Genomic DNA, 13,973 nt, shown 5'->3' with positions numbered 1-13,973 from the left:
CCCCGCAATTTAAGCACTCTGGACAAGCTATGCAACAAATAAACAAAACATTAACTTATGATTACCTGTTTGAATAAATAAAGATCAACATCAATACATCAGAAGACAAACACAGCTGCGTATGATTCAGTTTACATCCAAGGGTATATATTGCATTCCGGGAAGGTTTTATCTTGATCCCTGGCAACCTGTTGACCTGGCTGTTATTTCACATGGACATGCTGACCATGCCCGCTGGGGAATGAAAAAATACCTTTGTCACCATTTCACGGTAGGAATTCTCCGAAGCCGTATTGGCCCCGATATACAGATCCAGGGTATCGCTTACAATGAGCCTGTACATATCAACGGTGTAAAAGTTTCCTTACATCCTGCGGGGCATATCATCGGTTCGGCACAGATCCGCTTAGAATACAAAGGCCAGGTTGTTGTCTTCACGGGCGACTATAAGCTACAGGATGATGGTCTATCCACGCCCTTTGAACCCGTCAAATGCCATCAGCTCATCACAGAAAGCACCTTTGGGCTGCCTGTGTACCACTGGGAAACGATAACCATACAGAATCAGCGTCTAAAAACCTGGATAGCCAACAACCAGGCCGCCAAAAAGTCTTCGGTTTTTATTGGTTACTCGCTCGGCAAATCACAGCGGATTCTGAATGCCGTGCAGGAGATGGGGCCCGTATACGTGCATTACAGCATTGCCCGACTGAACGAAGCTTATACCGAAGCAGGTATAAAGCTACCGCCTTATCAGATTGCAGATCTTAAGCTTAATTCCAAACAACTCGACGGACAGATTATATTACTCCCGCCGGCACTGCTTGACAGCCAGCTTTTACATAAAATACCTCACGTTGCCTACGCCATCTGCTCCGGCTGGATGCAGATCCGTGGTGCCCGACGCTGGCGAAGCGCAGATGCCGGTTTCGCGATCAGTGATCACGCCGACTGGCACGGTCTGCTCCAGGCCGTCCGTGCCAGTAGCGCCGAGAAGGTCTATGTGACCCATGGGCAGACAGCCATCTTTGCCAAATACCTTAATGAGATCGGCATTGAAGCTGAAGAAGTCAAAACCCAATATGGCGATGAAGAAGATCCACAAACCCTTACACAGGAATCCGCCACATGAAAGAATTTGCAACATTGATTCATGCTCTCGACAGCAGCAATAAAACCAACGTAAAAAAAGAAGCAATCATCGCGTTTCTTAACGAAGCCCCAGACAAGGACAAGCTCTGGTTTTTGGCACTGATGACCGGCAAGCGGCCAAAGCGACCGGTATCTACCAAAGATCTGAGAACCTGGGCACTGGAGATCACGGACATCCCGGAGTGGTTATTCATCGAGTCCTACGCTGCTGTTGGCGATCTTGCCGAAACCCTGGCGCTCCTTTTACCTCCGCCTACGGCGGCCAGCGACCGCAGTCTAAGCGAATGGATGGACGCCATTACCAGATTACAACAAGCCACTCCTGCGGAGAAAAAGTCCTTTGTACTCGATTCATGGAATGCATTGAATACGGTCGAACGATTCATTTTCAATAAGCTGCTCGGGGGCAGTTTCCGGCTGGGCGTTTCGGCTAAGGGCCTGATCAACACTATTGCGCAGCATTTTGCCGTTGAAGCCAGCGTTGTGGCACACAGTATTATGGGTGAATGGCATCCTGATGATGTAGAATTTGACAAACTGATCGGTGGCGTTTATAGTGATACCAATTTATCCAAGCCCTATCCATTCTGCCTTGCCTATCCGATCGAAAAAGAGCTGGAAGACCTGGGTGATATCAGCGCCTGGCAGGCAGAATATAAGTGGGACGGAATACGCGGTCAGCTGATCAGACGCGGGGACGACACCTTTATCTGGTCGCGGGGCGAAGAACTCGTCACTGCACAGTTCCCCGAAATCAGTGAGGCCCTTCAGCAATGGACCGACAGCGCCGTGCTGGACGGTGAGATCCTGGCGTTCAAAGAAGGACAAGTGCTCAATTTCTCCGAACTTCAGAAACGGATCAATAGAAAAGCGGTCACTAAGATATTGCGTCAGGAAGTGCCCGTCGTTGTGTATCTTTACGATTTATTGGAATTAAATGGCACCGATCTGCGCCATGAAACCTTGGCCTACAGACGTAAACTACTGGAAGAGGTATACCATCGCAATCATAACACATCCATACAGTTATCACCTACAATTAGCAGTACAGACTGGACGGAATTACGATCGGTACAATCGGCCTCCCGGACGATTAATAGTGAAGGCCTCATGCTTAAACGGAAAGACTCCGTTTACTATGCGGGCCGAAAAAAAGGCGGTTGGTGGAAATGGAAAGTTGACCCCATGAGCATCGATGCCGTGCTGATCTACGCGCAGAAAGGCAGTGGTCGACGTAGTGCGCATTATACCGACTACACGTTCGCGGTGCGGGATGGTGATCATCTAGTGAGCATAGCCAAGGCCTACTCAGGACTCACAGATAAGGAAATACTCGAAGTGAGCCGCTATGTCAAACAGAATTCACTGGAAAAATTCGGACCGGTGCGTACCGTCCGACCCGAACTTGTGTTTGAAATTGCCTTTGAAGGCATAGGATACAGCAAAAGACACAAGTCCGGTGTGGCCCTGCGCTTTCCCAGAATCCTGCGTTGGCGAAGAGATAAAAAAGCGACCGATATTGATACATTGGAAAACGTCAAAAAATTGATACCATAAGTTGAAAAATAAGAGCATCCATAGCGAAGGTTTTCAGATCGTCAACCGTTATTTTGAGTCTCAGGGCCGCAGTCCATTCGGTTTTCAGCGCAAGACCTGGGAAAGTTACAGCCTGGACTATAGCGGACTTGTTATTGCACCGACAGGTTTCGGAAAAACCTTTTCCGTCTTTATGGCAGTGCTGATCGACTACATGAACCATCCCGAACAATACCAAAAGGGATTGAAGCTCCTTTGGATCACACCCCTCCGATCGCTGGCCAAGGATCTGGCCCGCGCGATGCAGGAGGCCATAGATGATATCGGCCTAGACTGGATCGTGCAGGTGCGCAATGGCGATACAGCCCCTAAGCTCAGGGCCCAGCAGACCCGCGCCATGCCCGATATCCTGCTGGTGACACCCGAGAGCTTACACCTGCTGCTCGCCCAGAAGCAGCGCGACAAGTTCTTCAAAAACCTCCGCTGTGTGACGGTCGACGAATGGCATGAGCTACTTGGGAGCAAGCGTGGCGTCATGGTCGAACTGGCGATTTCTTTTCTGCGGTCACTTCAGCAGTCGCTTCTTGTCTGGGGTATAACCGCCACGATCGGCAATCTGGACGAGGCCTTGCAGGTACTGCTGCCGACTGCAGAAAAAAGAGTAAAGATCGTGGCCAGAGAAAAAAAGAAAATGGCCATTAAGCCCATTTATCCTGAAAAAGTTGAGCTACTGCCCTGGGCGGGACATCTCGGAGGCAGTCTGGTCGACCGGGTCGTTCCGGTCATTCTGAAGAGCAGGAGCACGATTCTGTTTACCAATACCCGTAGCCAGAGCGAGATGTGGTACCAGCTACTGCTACAGGCTCACCCCGATTTTGCCGGACAGATTGCGCTGCACCACAGCTCCATTGATGCGCATATCCGCGAATGGATTGAAGAAAACCTGAGCAACGGAAAGCTCAAAGCAGTGGTATCGACCTCCTCGTTGGATCTTGGTGTAGACTTTAAGCCTGTGGACACCGCCGTGCAGATCGGATCAAGCAAAGGTGTAGCCAGATTTATGCAACGTGCTGGCAGAAGCGGACATAGCCCTTTTGAAACCTCTGTCATTTATTTTGTCCCAACACATTCCCTTGAGCTCATCGAAGTCGCTGCGCTCAAGGAAGCTGTCAGGACGCAGACCATTGAAAACCGGGATCCAATGGTACAGACCTTCGATGTGCTGGTGCAATTTATGGTCACCATTGCGTTGGGCGGCGGATTTGACCAGAAACAGTTACAACAGATTGTAGCTGGCACCCATGCCTTCCAGTATATGAATGATGAAGAATGGGAATGGTGCCTTTATTTCATTACTTCCGGCGGCAAAATAGGCAAGCGCTATGAAGAATTCCATAAGGTCGTGCAAAATGAAGAAGGCAAATGGATCATCAGAAACCGCCGCATTGCTTTGCTTCATCGTCTCAATATAGGTACCATCGTGGGCGATGCCATGATGCGGGTCAAATTTCTATCCGGCGGATACATCGGCATGATCGAAGAGTACTTTATTAGCAAACTGAAGAAAGGCGAACGTTTTGTTCTGGCAGGGCGTATTCTAGAGCTGGTGATGGTCAAGGAAATGACGGTATATGTAAGGGGTTCATCCGGCAAGGCGATCACCCCAAGCTGGCTGGGCGGCAGGCTTCCGTTGTCCACCAACCTCAGCCATTTTTTGAGAAAGAAGCTCGCAGAGGCCAAAGACCCGGCCACCGGAGAGCCTGAACTCCGCTTCCTTGCGCCGATGATCCAGAGACAGGAAAATCTGTCTGCCGTTCCCGGCGAATCCGAGTTTCTTGTCGAGCACATCAGTACCCGCGAAGGTCATCATCTGTTCTTTTATCCTTTGGAAGGCCGCTTGATCCACGAGGTCATGGCTGCTCTGGTTGCTTACCGGATCAGCTTGCGTTACCCCATCAGTTTCTCGATGGCCATGAACGACTATGGCTTTGAACTGTTTTCCGACAAGGAAATTCCACTGGATGAAACACAGTTGCGCGAAATTCTGAACCGCGACAATCTCATGGCGGATGTCATCAGCAGCATCAATTCCGCAGAAATGGCCAGCCGAAAATTTCGGGATATTGCCGTTATCTCCGGACTCGTCATTCAGAATTATCCGGGCACGCAGCAGAACAACAAATCACTGCAGGCTTCCTCCGGCATTATATTTCGGGTACTGATGGACCACGACCCCAATAATCTACTGCTCAAACAGGCCTTCAGCGAAGTCTTCAATCAGCAACTGGAAGAGCCGCGGCTAATAAAAGCTTTTGAAAGGATCAATAATAGCAAGATCATCTATACCTTTGCAACGGAGTATACACCTTTGAGCTTCCCGATCAAGGTCGACAGTTTACGTCAGTCGCTTTCGAGCGAGGCCTTATTAGAGCGGATTCAGCGTATGGAAAATACCCGCAGCCCAAAAAGCAGGAGAAAAAAATGAACATTCAGGAGCAAAGTATTACATTTAATAAACAACAGCTAATTCTTAACAATCAACGAACTATATTCTGGAGAGACCAGAACAGCCTGATCCTTTCCGACCTTCATCTGGGCAAAGCAGCCCATTTTAGGAAGCATGGGATTGCCATTCCTGCCGAGGCCTCAACCGCCGATCTTCACAGACTGGCCGCGCTGATTGCACATTACCGCGCAGCCCAAGTCATCGTCGTGGGCGATCTTATCCATGCAGGGATCAATCAAGAAGTGCAGGCCCTCCAACAACTTAGAGCAGCTTATCCCGACCTTCAGATCCAGCTCGTAAAAGGGAATCATGACCGACAGTCCGCAGGCCTTGCCGAACAGTTCGGCATCCACTGCCACGACGATCTTCTTGAAATCGAACAGATTTGCTTTGAGCACCAACCCCGGCCCAGCGCAACCTCTTTCCGTATTTCAGGTCATCTTCACCCCGGCATAAGCATCACCATCCCTCCCCGGCGACAGCTGCGACTGCCCTGTTTCTGGATATCCGAACATCAGATTATATTGCCAGCTTTCAGCAGATTCACCGGGCTAGACAGCCGCCAGATGCCCAGGGAGTACCGTTGCTACGCTGTGCTCGAGGACTCCCTGCTCCCCATAAACACACGGTAGCTACATCTTCAGCTCGCCCGGCGAGATACCGTAATATTTCTTGAACGCACTGCTAAAGTTATTCTGGTGCCCATAGCCGGTCAGAAGGGCCACCTCATAGACGGTCATTTTATCCTGGAGCAGATAGTTCCTGGCTTTCTCCATACGTATTCTGGTCAGATAGTCATGGATCGTCACAGAAAAATATTCCTTGAAGTCTTTACGCAGTTTGCTTTCGCTGGTAAGTACTTCTGCCGCAAGCTCCTTCTGTGTCGGCGGATTCGCAACACGCTGTTCCAAGATCTGCCGAGCCAGTTCCAGACGCTGTACATCCTCTTCATGGAATAGCGGTGCCGCATTTTCGTTTCTCTCGTTGTACTGTTCAAACTGGTACATCAGCAGTTCCACCACACGCGATTCCGTATGCAGCCGGCGGATTTCACCTTTCTTTTTCGACTCAATGAGTTCCGTAATCGTGTGCTGCATTTCATAGGTCGCCATCAGGTCCTCCTCCGAGAACGAAACATATTCTCCCTTTTCTATTTCATGCACAAACTGCTGGTGCAGTAACGAGTCCCGCTTTATGAGACTGAGGTAATATTCCTTGGAAATGACCGCAATAAAATAGGTATATTCAATTCCCGGTTCTACTTCATGAACAGACTTGACGGAGGGAATATATCGGATATTATGACGGCTCATTCCGTACGGCAATTTACTGTCTGTAGGTTTAAAAAAAATAAACTGGCTTGTGATTGTCTCCCCCTCGATCTCGGTGAGTACCCGTACAGGACGGTCAAACTGCATTTTGGCATGCAGGATAAACAGGCCTGAAGTCGAAAGCTGGAAATTTTCCATGTGCACCGGATCCCTGTGGATAGACACTTTTTTTTCGACAAGAGGCTTGTCGGGTACATAGCTATCCGGAATCTCTTCTTCAAAAAGCCATTCAGCCAACTCTACTATTTTACTTTTCACCACCATGATACAATCCAAAATAAGCCTGACGAGGTTAAAATTAATCAATTAAGACGGTATTTAAAAATTATTTATAATCTTTCTAAATAACAGCTTAATCAAGTTCTACATTCATTTCTTCCAGCTGCACATAAGGTTTTAACGTGCGCGGATTCATGATCACATTCGATTCCACCGAAAAAATAGTATATATTTCCTTCTGTGCCAGCACCTCTACCGGCGTACCGTGAAATAGCTTACGTCCATTTTTGAGCATCAGAATACGGTCGGCATACATGGCCGCAAAGTTGACATCGTGCACGATCAGTACGACCATAAAGCCTTTTCGGGCCAGTGCGCGGGCTATCGCGAGCACTTTTTGCTGATAATGCAGATCCAGCGCGGCGATAGGTTCGTCCAGTAGCAACAGGGCATCAGGATTATCCCAGATCTGTGCAAGGATACGGGCCAGATGGACACGTTGCTGTTCACCACCCGACAAGCTCAGGAAATCGCGTCCCGCAAAAGCCGATACACCACAAAGATCCATGGTTTCGGCCACGACTTTAAGATCATGTTGTCCCGGCGTATTTTTATAATGCGGATATCTGCCCATCAGCACGATTTCCTCGACTTTAAAACTTAGTGTCATCTGCTGTTGCTGGCTCAACAATGCCCTACATCGGGAAAGAGCCACCGGATCATACTCAGCCAGCGGAATACCATTGAGATGGACGGCTCCCGAATCCGGTTTCTTATCTCCGCAGAGCACACCCATTAAAGTTGATTTTCCTGCGCCATTGGCTCCAAGGACGGCCAGTATTTCCCCCTTGCGTACCTGAAAGGTAATATCCCTGAGCAGCTTACGGCCATTCACCTCGTAGTTGATTTTTTCTACACGCAACATATAAACTATTATTTTTTAGACTTCTGGCAGATCATTTATCCCTGATTAAAATGTACAAAAATATGGGGGTCCCCAGGAGCGCAGTGATCACCCCGATCGGCAATTCGATCGGTGCCACCAAAACACGTGCGATCACATCAGCCAGCGTCAGCACCAGCGCGCCCAGGAGTAAAGATGCCGGAAGCACAAAACGGTGATCAGGCCCCCCCATGAGCCGAACTGTATGCGGGATGATGAGCCCCACAAAACCGATAATGCCTGATACGGCAACAGATGCACCTACAGCAAGGGTGGACAAAATCACCACCCAGCGTTTGACACGGTCTGTGCGCATTCCCAGCAGATCAGCCTGCAGTTCGCCCAGCGCAAAAGCATTCAGTGACTTGCCAAAAAAAGGTAAAATCAGTATGGGGATAACAATGAAGGGAGCCACAGCCAGCACATTATCCCAGGTAGCGCCCCCCAGACTCCCCAGCATCCAGAAGGTGATCGTCCGGAGCTGCTGTTCAGTGGACATATAAGTCATCAGTCCGGTGAGCGCCCCCGCAAAGGCATTGATGGCAATTCCCGCGAGCAGCATCGTGGTGACATTGGGCCTGCCATTTTTGCTGGCAATCCGGTAAACGACAAAGGCTGTGAGTCCCGCCCCGACAAAAGCTCCTGCAGCCAGCATATAGTAGCCGATCCATGCCGATAGCGATGTAAAGAGAAAGGTCTCAAAAGCAATGATCAGCACCGCAAACAGGGAGGCTCCCGAGGAAATGCCGATCAACCCCGGTTCAGCAAGCGGATTACGGAAGATGCCCTGAATACCCGCTCCAGAGATTCCGAGTGCGGCGCCGACCAGCAGTCCGAGCAAAAGACGCGGCATGCGGATCTCAAATATTACGTTCTGCTGCATGGCATCCCGGCCGGCACTGGGCAGCCCCAGCTTTTGCGCCAAAAGCGAGAGGACATCTTCGGCTGGAATATGATATGCGCCCATACCTAAAGCAACAACACAAGTAAATAATAATACTAAGCTCAATGCCAGTACTATGAATTTCTGTTTCCTTTGCACCTGCTCTATTTTGAATCCATTACATTTCTAAAACCACGGTGCAACTCCAGGATGGCGTCCGGCAGGCGATTGCTGAAATTCACCAGCAGGGAGGCATTCATCACGAGGATTCGCCCATGTTTGCCCGCGTTGGTGATACGCATGCCCGGCAACTTTAAAATAGCCTCTTTTCCGCCCAGACTGCTGGCACCAAAGTCAAACATCAGCACGATGTCCGGATTCGCCTGCACTAAAGCTTCCGTCGTATACGGTTTAAAATCTGAGAACTCCTGAACCGCATTTTTTCCGCCCGCCAGGCTGATCATGGCATCCAGGCTGCTGCCCTTGCCCGCTACGCTCATGGTACCAGTACCACGGGCATAAATGAACAATACTTTTGGCGGTTCTTTACCCCTATTTTCCTTCCGTACCAGCTCTAGCGTATGATCCAGGCTTATTTTAGTGCGGGACACGAGATTTCTTCCAGCCGCAGATTCCCCTACGGCATCCGCCACTTCCTGGATATACCGAAGCGCGCCCTGTGCCGAATAGTCGGGCCGAATCGAAACATAGCGGACCCCCGCAGCACGGATCTGCTGAATAACCGCTTTGGACAGATCACCTTCATTGGCGATCACAACCGTGGGTCTGAAGGACAGTAAGCCCTCAGCAGATACCGATCGGTTCTTGCTTACCCTTGGCAGTGCCGCCGCCGCTTTGGGAGATATACTCGTTACATCAGTAGCTACCATCCGTTCCCCGACCCCCAGTCCGTAGACCGTTTCGGTCAACGAGCTATTCAAGGTAATAATTCTTTCCTGTGCCGTCACCCATCCTCCGATGTGCAGCAGACAGCATAGTGTAATCCTATAAAATCTACTCATCTTTATTGTTTGCGATCCTACGGCAAGAAACAGTCAAGCGGCCTGCAGTAGATTATCAATTTGAATACAAAACAAATCAATAATCAGTCTAAATACAAATTATATACAATATCCTTTCATGAAGCAACGGGGCGGATTGAAACATATAAAAAACTAAAAACAAGATAATTACACATAAAAACAGCATACACTTTTATCAACAAAAATCGAATTAAATAGAATTTTTGACACTTTGCATAGAGAAAATTCCGGAAGGAATTCCGTTTTTTGTAACATTATTTAGAATTAGTAAAAATAAAAATAGTGTTTAAAAGCATTCTATCCTTTCGAACGAGTACCTTGATTGCCCTATGTACCTGGCAGCTTCACCATGTAGAAGCACAGGAAAAATGGAAGATCTCTGGCGTATTGAAGAACGAATCCAATAAAGCCATAGCCGACGCCACCGTTTATCTCTATCCGGATAAGTATGTTTTTAAAACCGATTCGGCCGGGAGGTTTCACTTTAAGCAGCTGTACGCCGGCCGTTATGAAGTCCTGGTGCAGGCCCTGGGGTACCAGCAGCATCGGCAGGTTGTCGATCTGGAGGAACACAACCAGCTGCTGCAGATTGCGCTGAAATCCGAAGTCCGGCAGATCGGCACCGTCGAGGTCAATCGTAAGGCAGAGGCCGTGGACAACCTCATTAAAGCAGAAAATGCGGCCATGCCTGTCAAGGTAATCACCAAACGGGAGATCGAACTGATGGGCAGCCGCCGCCTGGATGAGGTACTGAAAGAGCAGACCGGCATGGCCATTGTCAATGATATTGCCGGCGGTTCCAGAGCTGTGGGCGTACAGATTCAGGGATTCAGCAGCAATTATGTGATGGTGCTCGTAGACGGCCAGCCTATGCTGGGCCGCAATAGTGGCAACTTTGACCTATCCCGTATTTCCGTGACCAATATCGAACGCATCGAGATCATCAAGGGGGCCTCTTCCTGCTTATACGGCAGTGATGCGCTGGGCGGAGCCATCAATATTATCACTCGTCACGGAGCTGTTACACCACAGGCGCAGGCATCTCTTCTCTACGGCAGCCTCAATACCGTCGATGCCACATTGGAGGCTGAAACACCTTTTGCCAATCAACGTGGGAGCGCCGTCTTTTCGGGCAATTACTACCGTACCGACGGTTTCAATACAGACAAACAGTACCTCGATTCGAAGAGTACGACATTCCCACCCTATACCAATTACAGTTTTCAGGGCCGTGTACGCTATCGTACCAGTAAGAATGGAACAGTAGGTATCACCGGACGTTATGCAGCCCGAGCGTCCGAAATGATCAATGCCTGGTCCGAATCGGCCACCTTACAGGACAAACAAAAAGATCAGGACATCAACCTCTCCGCAAGCTACGACCATAATTTCCAATCGGGACTGCGCAGCATGACGCGCTATTATTTCTCACGCTTCCACTCGCAGATTGCCGCACAGTGGTTACAGCAGGGCATTGTGGCAAGTGCCGAGCAGTTTGGACAGAACGTACACCGCATCGAACAGCAATTTGCTTATAGTCCTGCACACCAGGTAAAACTCACCGGAGGCATAGGCGGTAGTCTCGAGCTGATGGACAATCAGGATCTGGATGGCAAACGCTCATTAAATAGCGCGTTTGCTTATTTACAGACCGAATGGAAACCTGTGGACCGCTTGCTGACGACACTCGGTCTACGCTACGATCAGACGAATGTCTACAAGGGTCACCTGAGTCCAAGTCTAGGCCTGCAATACCATCTCAGTCCTACACTGTTGATCAAAGGCGGTATTGGGGCAGGTTTCAAGGCGCCCGACTATAAGATGCGTTATCAGGTCTTCTTCAATCCCGCGGCCAATTACCTTGTCGTCGGTTCAGAACGTGTCGCCGACGTCATTGCGGCGATGGATCAAGCCGGAGAGCTCAGCTACAAGAACAGCTACATGCTCAATTTGGTGGCAGGCAACCTCAAGGCTGAAACCAGCCTGTCCAACAATATTGGGCTTACCTGGAATCCTTCAAGCAGATTTCAGGCAGATTTTTCCCTGTTCTATCATCGGATCAACAATCAGATCAACACAGTCAGTGTAGGTAATGGTACCAGTATTGCTCAGATCTATAGCTACCGAAACCTGCCAAAAGCGATGAACAAAGGATTTGAAGTCTCCCTCACTTACCAGGCAACCAAAGATCTGCAATTGTCGATGGGCTATCAATATCTGATTGCCAAAGACCTGAGTGTGCTGGACAGTATTGCGAAAGGCAGTTATCCCTATAACCAGATCAACGATCCTGCTACAGGCGAATATCGGCAGAGCAAAAAATCAGATTATTGGGGTATTGAGGACCGTTCGAGACACATGTTCAACGCAAAAGCGCAATACGAATATAAACCTTGGGCTGTCCATGTCAATGCGCGGGTCAATTTCAGAAGCGCCACACCTTTTCAGGAATACAATGGCAACCAGTTTATCGACAAATACGACATCTTTATTCCCTACCACACACTGGTGAATATCACGGTAGAAAAGAGTCTGATGAACCGAAGATTAACCCTCCGTCTGATCGGCGATAACCTATTTAATTTCACCAGCCGTTATCTCTTAGGACAGCCCGGACGGATTATCATGGGCGGGGTCAGCTATCGGTGGATAAAAGAATAATAAGGATTAATGAACAAGAAATTAGCACACAAAGTACAGGACAAAAGATGAGAACGATTCATATGATTATTGGAGAATGTAGCTTCTGGCTTTCCTTTCACAAGATCGGCCGCTGTATTTTTTCAGGTTTTCTGGCACTTATGCTCCTATCCTGTGGGAAGGACAAAGACTATACAATTGGATTGGAAGACGGCAAAAGCATAGTGATCAAAGATCTGGCCGGAGATACCGATGCTGCCATGGGAGAAGGCGCCGAAGGAAAAGAGCAACGCCCATTTTTTATCTTTCTTTTCCGCTTTAAGGATCAAAAGCAGATCTGGATCAAAAATCAGGCAGATTCTGCACAGTGGCTCAAAACAACAGATTGGGATATTGCATTTACTGGCCCCTATAATTCGGAGGTTTTTGTCAACAATGCCCGGTACGCGCATAACCCCGGTTATGGTGGGCCAGCCAACAATACCGCCGTGGTTTTATTGCGGCAAGCGTACCAGAGCGTAAACGTAGCCCCTTCCGACGAAGAGTTCAATAAAAGTGAAGTCAACAAAATTGGCTGGGCAGCAACCGATGGTTCGGATGGCTGGTTTCGCTATAGCTTGAGCACCCATATCATGCAGGCTTTGCCGAATCGTACCTATGCCATTCGGCTGCCCGATGGCAAATATGCCAAATTGCAGCTGATCAATGCCTACAAAGGAAATCCAGCGGCGGTAACCAACCTGAATTGGCCCGCCCCGTACTATACATTTAAATATTATGTACAGCAAGACGGCAGCAAAGATTTAAACACCAACACATTATAATAAGGAAAAATTACACAATTAGATTAAAAATGAACAGATTATTTACAACAGCAGCACTGCTATGTGCATTAAGTTTAGGTTTTACTTCTTGTAGCAAAGATGAATCAGTGGTAGAGGAGCCAACGGAACAACCAGAAGAAAAGCCTGAGGACCCAAAACTTAGTGATGAGACAGCTGTTTCAGCCACCGCAAAGATCGAAGTTCCTTCAGGCGTAAAAACTTTTTATGATTTTAAAACAAATGCTGTTCAGGAAGAAGCTAAGAGTATGATCAATCTTTCGGGAATGTACGGATCTACCCTGCAAAACACCTCATCAGATAATTATAAGATGGGGTACTTTGATCAGGAAAACATGAGTATTGAAAAGCTGACGCTCGCATCGGTATTAGCTGCCAACATCACTTTGACTGACAAACTCGGTATTGACGCCTCAAGTGCCGGACGACCAGTGACAGGCCCGACGTGGATTATCTATGATTTTGCAAACAATCATGCTGTCTACCCTACTGCCAATCGCTACATCGTGATGTACAAAGGTGAGAAATTGAATAACGAAGCAGATGAGCTTTATGTAATTCAGGCAGGAAGTATTACTGCGGCGAGTGGAAATGCAACCTATAACATCAATTTTAAAAGATTTATTAAACAGTAGTAAACTGCGATAAAAGGTTGAATACTTCAAGAAACTTACTAGCATAGCAGCTGGTTAAAATTCCAGCTGCTTTCGTTACCAAAATCAAAAACTGAAAAAAATATATTAAATACCAATTTTCATACACAAGTAATAGGCTAAACTCTTTACCTTTACTATTATTTATAATAAATTTAAATAAATATAATACATCGTGTAAATGTATTAAAAAGCGGATAGCATATCAAACTAACATAAAAACAA

11 protein-coding genes are annotated in these 13,973 nt (G+C 48.2%); 7 read left to right on the top strand and 4 right to left on the bottom strand.

All coding sequences use genetic code 11. The features are described from left to right. The first annotated feature begins 121 nt into the window (after nt 1-121). From K7A41_RS11240 to pdeM, 4 genes are read left to right on the top strand one after another with little or no spacing between them, the layout of a single operon-like run. Nucleotides 122-1,132, top strand: coding sequence for a ligase-associated DNA damage response exonuclease (locus tag K7A41_RS11240; protein WP_265713767.1), 1,011 nt, complete (start codon nt 122-124; stop codon nt 1,130-1,132). Continuing rightward, a complete protein-coding gene (locus tag K7A41_RS11235; protein ID WP_265713766.1) occupies nt 1,129-2,709 on the top strand; it encodes an ATP-dependent DNA ligase in 1,581 nt (526 codons plus the stop codon). The genes K7A41_RS11240 and K7A41_RS11235 overlap by 4 nt, the downstream gene beginning before the upstream one ends. Nucleotide 2,710: 1 nt before the next feature. Next, nucleotides 2,711-5,173 (top strand): ligase-associated DNA damage response DEXH box helicase, encoded by a 2,463-nt coding sequence (locus K7A41_RS11230; RefSeq protein ID WP_265713765.1) that lies wholly within the window; start codon nt 2,711-2,713, stop codon nt 5,171-5,173. Beyond that, nucleotides 5,170-5,826 (top strand): ligase-associated DNA damage response endonuclease PdeM, encoded by a 657-nt coding sequence (pdeM, locus tag K7A41_RS11225; protein ID WP_265713764.1) that lies wholly within the window; start codon nt 5,170-5,172, stop codon nt 5,824-5,826. The genes K7A41_RS11230 and pdeM overlap by 4 nt, the downstream gene beginning before the upstream one ends. On the opposite strand, the gene K7A41_RS11220 is transcribed toward pdeM, so the two are convergent. The 4 genes from K7A41_RS11220 to K7A41_RS11205 are packed head-to-tail and all read right to left on the bottom strand — an operon-like array spanning nt 5,827 to nt 9,592. Then, nucleotides 5,827-6,831: a helix-turn-helix transcriptional regulator gene (locus tag K7A41_RS11220; protein ID WP_265713763.1), complete on the bottom strand. Its 1,005-nt coding sequence runs from the start codon at nt 6,829-6,831 to the stop codon at nt 5,827-5,829. 46 nt (nt 6,832-6,877) lie between these two features. Then, complete coding sequence (locus K7A41_RS11215; protein ID WP_037533479.1) at nt 6,878-7,669, bottom strand: heme ABC transporter ATP-binding protein; 792 nt, start codon at nt 7,667-7,669, stop codon at nt 6,878-6,880. A 31-nt stretch (nt 7,670-7,700) separates the two neighbouring features. Beyond that, nucleotides 7,701-8,729, bottom strand: coding sequence for a FecCD family ABC transporter permease (locus tag K7A41_RS11210; RefSeq protein ID WP_265713762.1), 1,029 nt, complete (start codon nt 8,727-8,729; stop codon nt 7,701-7,703). A gap of 5 nt (nt 8,730-8,734) precedes the next feature. Further along, entirely contained in the window at nt 8,735-9,592 is an 858-nt protein-coding gene (locus K7A41_RS11205) for a heme/hemin ABC transporter substrate-binding protein (RefSeq protein WP_265713761.1), read from the bottom strand. Nucleotides 9,593-9,895: 303 nt separating this feature from the next. On the opposite strand from K7A41_RS11205, the gene K7A41_RS11200 reads away from it, so the two are divergent. Genes K7A41_RS11200 through K7A41_RS11190 form a run of 3 tightly spaced genes read left to right on the top strand, consistent with a single transcriptional unit; the run spans nt 9,896 to nt 13,730 of the window. Continuing rightward, nucleotides 9,896-12,274 (top strand): TonB-dependent receptor, encoded by a 2,379-nt coding sequence (locus K7A41_RS11200; RefSeq protein ID WP_265713760.1) that lies wholly within the window; start codon nt 9,896-9,898, stop codon nt 12,272-12,274. A 47-nt stretch (nt 12,275-12,321) separates the two neighbouring features. Beyond that, complete coding sequence (locus tag K7A41_RS11195; protein ID WP_265713759.1) at nt 12,322-13,077, top strand: HmuY family protein; 756 nt, start codon at nt 12,322-12,324, stop codon at nt 13,075-13,077. 29 nt (nt 13,078-13,106) lie between these two features. Next, nucleotides 13,107-13,730 (top strand): hypothetical protein, encoded by a 624-nt coding sequence (locus K7A41_RS11190; protein ID WP_265713758.1) that lies wholly within the window; start codon nt 13,107-13,109, stop codon nt 13,728-13,730. Nucleotides 13,731-13,973 lie beyond the last annotated feature (243 nt).

The sequence above is a fragment of the Sphingobacterium sp. InxBP1 genome (genome assembly GCF_026191775.1).
Taxonomy (GTDB): Bacteria; Bacteroidota; Bacteroidia; order Sphingobacteriales; family Sphingobacteriaceae; genus Sphingobacterium; species Sphingobacterium thalpophilum.
Note: the sequence above shows the minus strand (reverse complement) of the source record. Positions and strands in the feature narration are given on the sequence as shown.

Excerpts from the sequence above, each read along its gene's own strand:
- K7A41_RS11240 (WP_265713767.1), top strand. The coding sequence starts at position 122 with ATGATTCAGTTTACATCCAAGGGTATATATTGCATTCCGGGAAGGTTT.
- K7A41_RS11235 (WP_265713766.1), top strand. The coding sequence starts at position 1,129 with ATGAAAGAATTTGCAACATTGATTCATGCTCTCGACAGCAGCAATAAA.
- pdeM (WP_265713764.1), top strand. The coding sequence starts at position 5,170 with ATGAACATTCAGGAGCAAAGTATTACATTTAATAAACAACAGCTAATT.
- K7A41_RS11215 (WP_037533479.1), bottom strand. The coding sequence starts at position 7,669 with ATGTTGCGTGTAGAAAAAATCAACTACGAGGTGAATGGCCGTAAGCTG.
- K7A41_RS11205 (WP_265713761.1), bottom strand. The coding sequence starts at position 9,592 with ATGAGTAGATTTTATAGGATTACACTATGCTGTCTGCTGCACATCGGA.
- K7A41_RS11195 (WP_265713759.1), top strand. The coding sequence starts at position 12,322 with ATGAGAACGATTCATATGATTATTGGAGAATGTAGCTTCTGGCTTTCC.
- K7A41_RS11190 (WP_265713758.1), top strand. The coding sequence starts at position 13,107 with ATGAACAGATTATTTACAACAGCAGCACTGCTATGTGCATTAAGTTTA.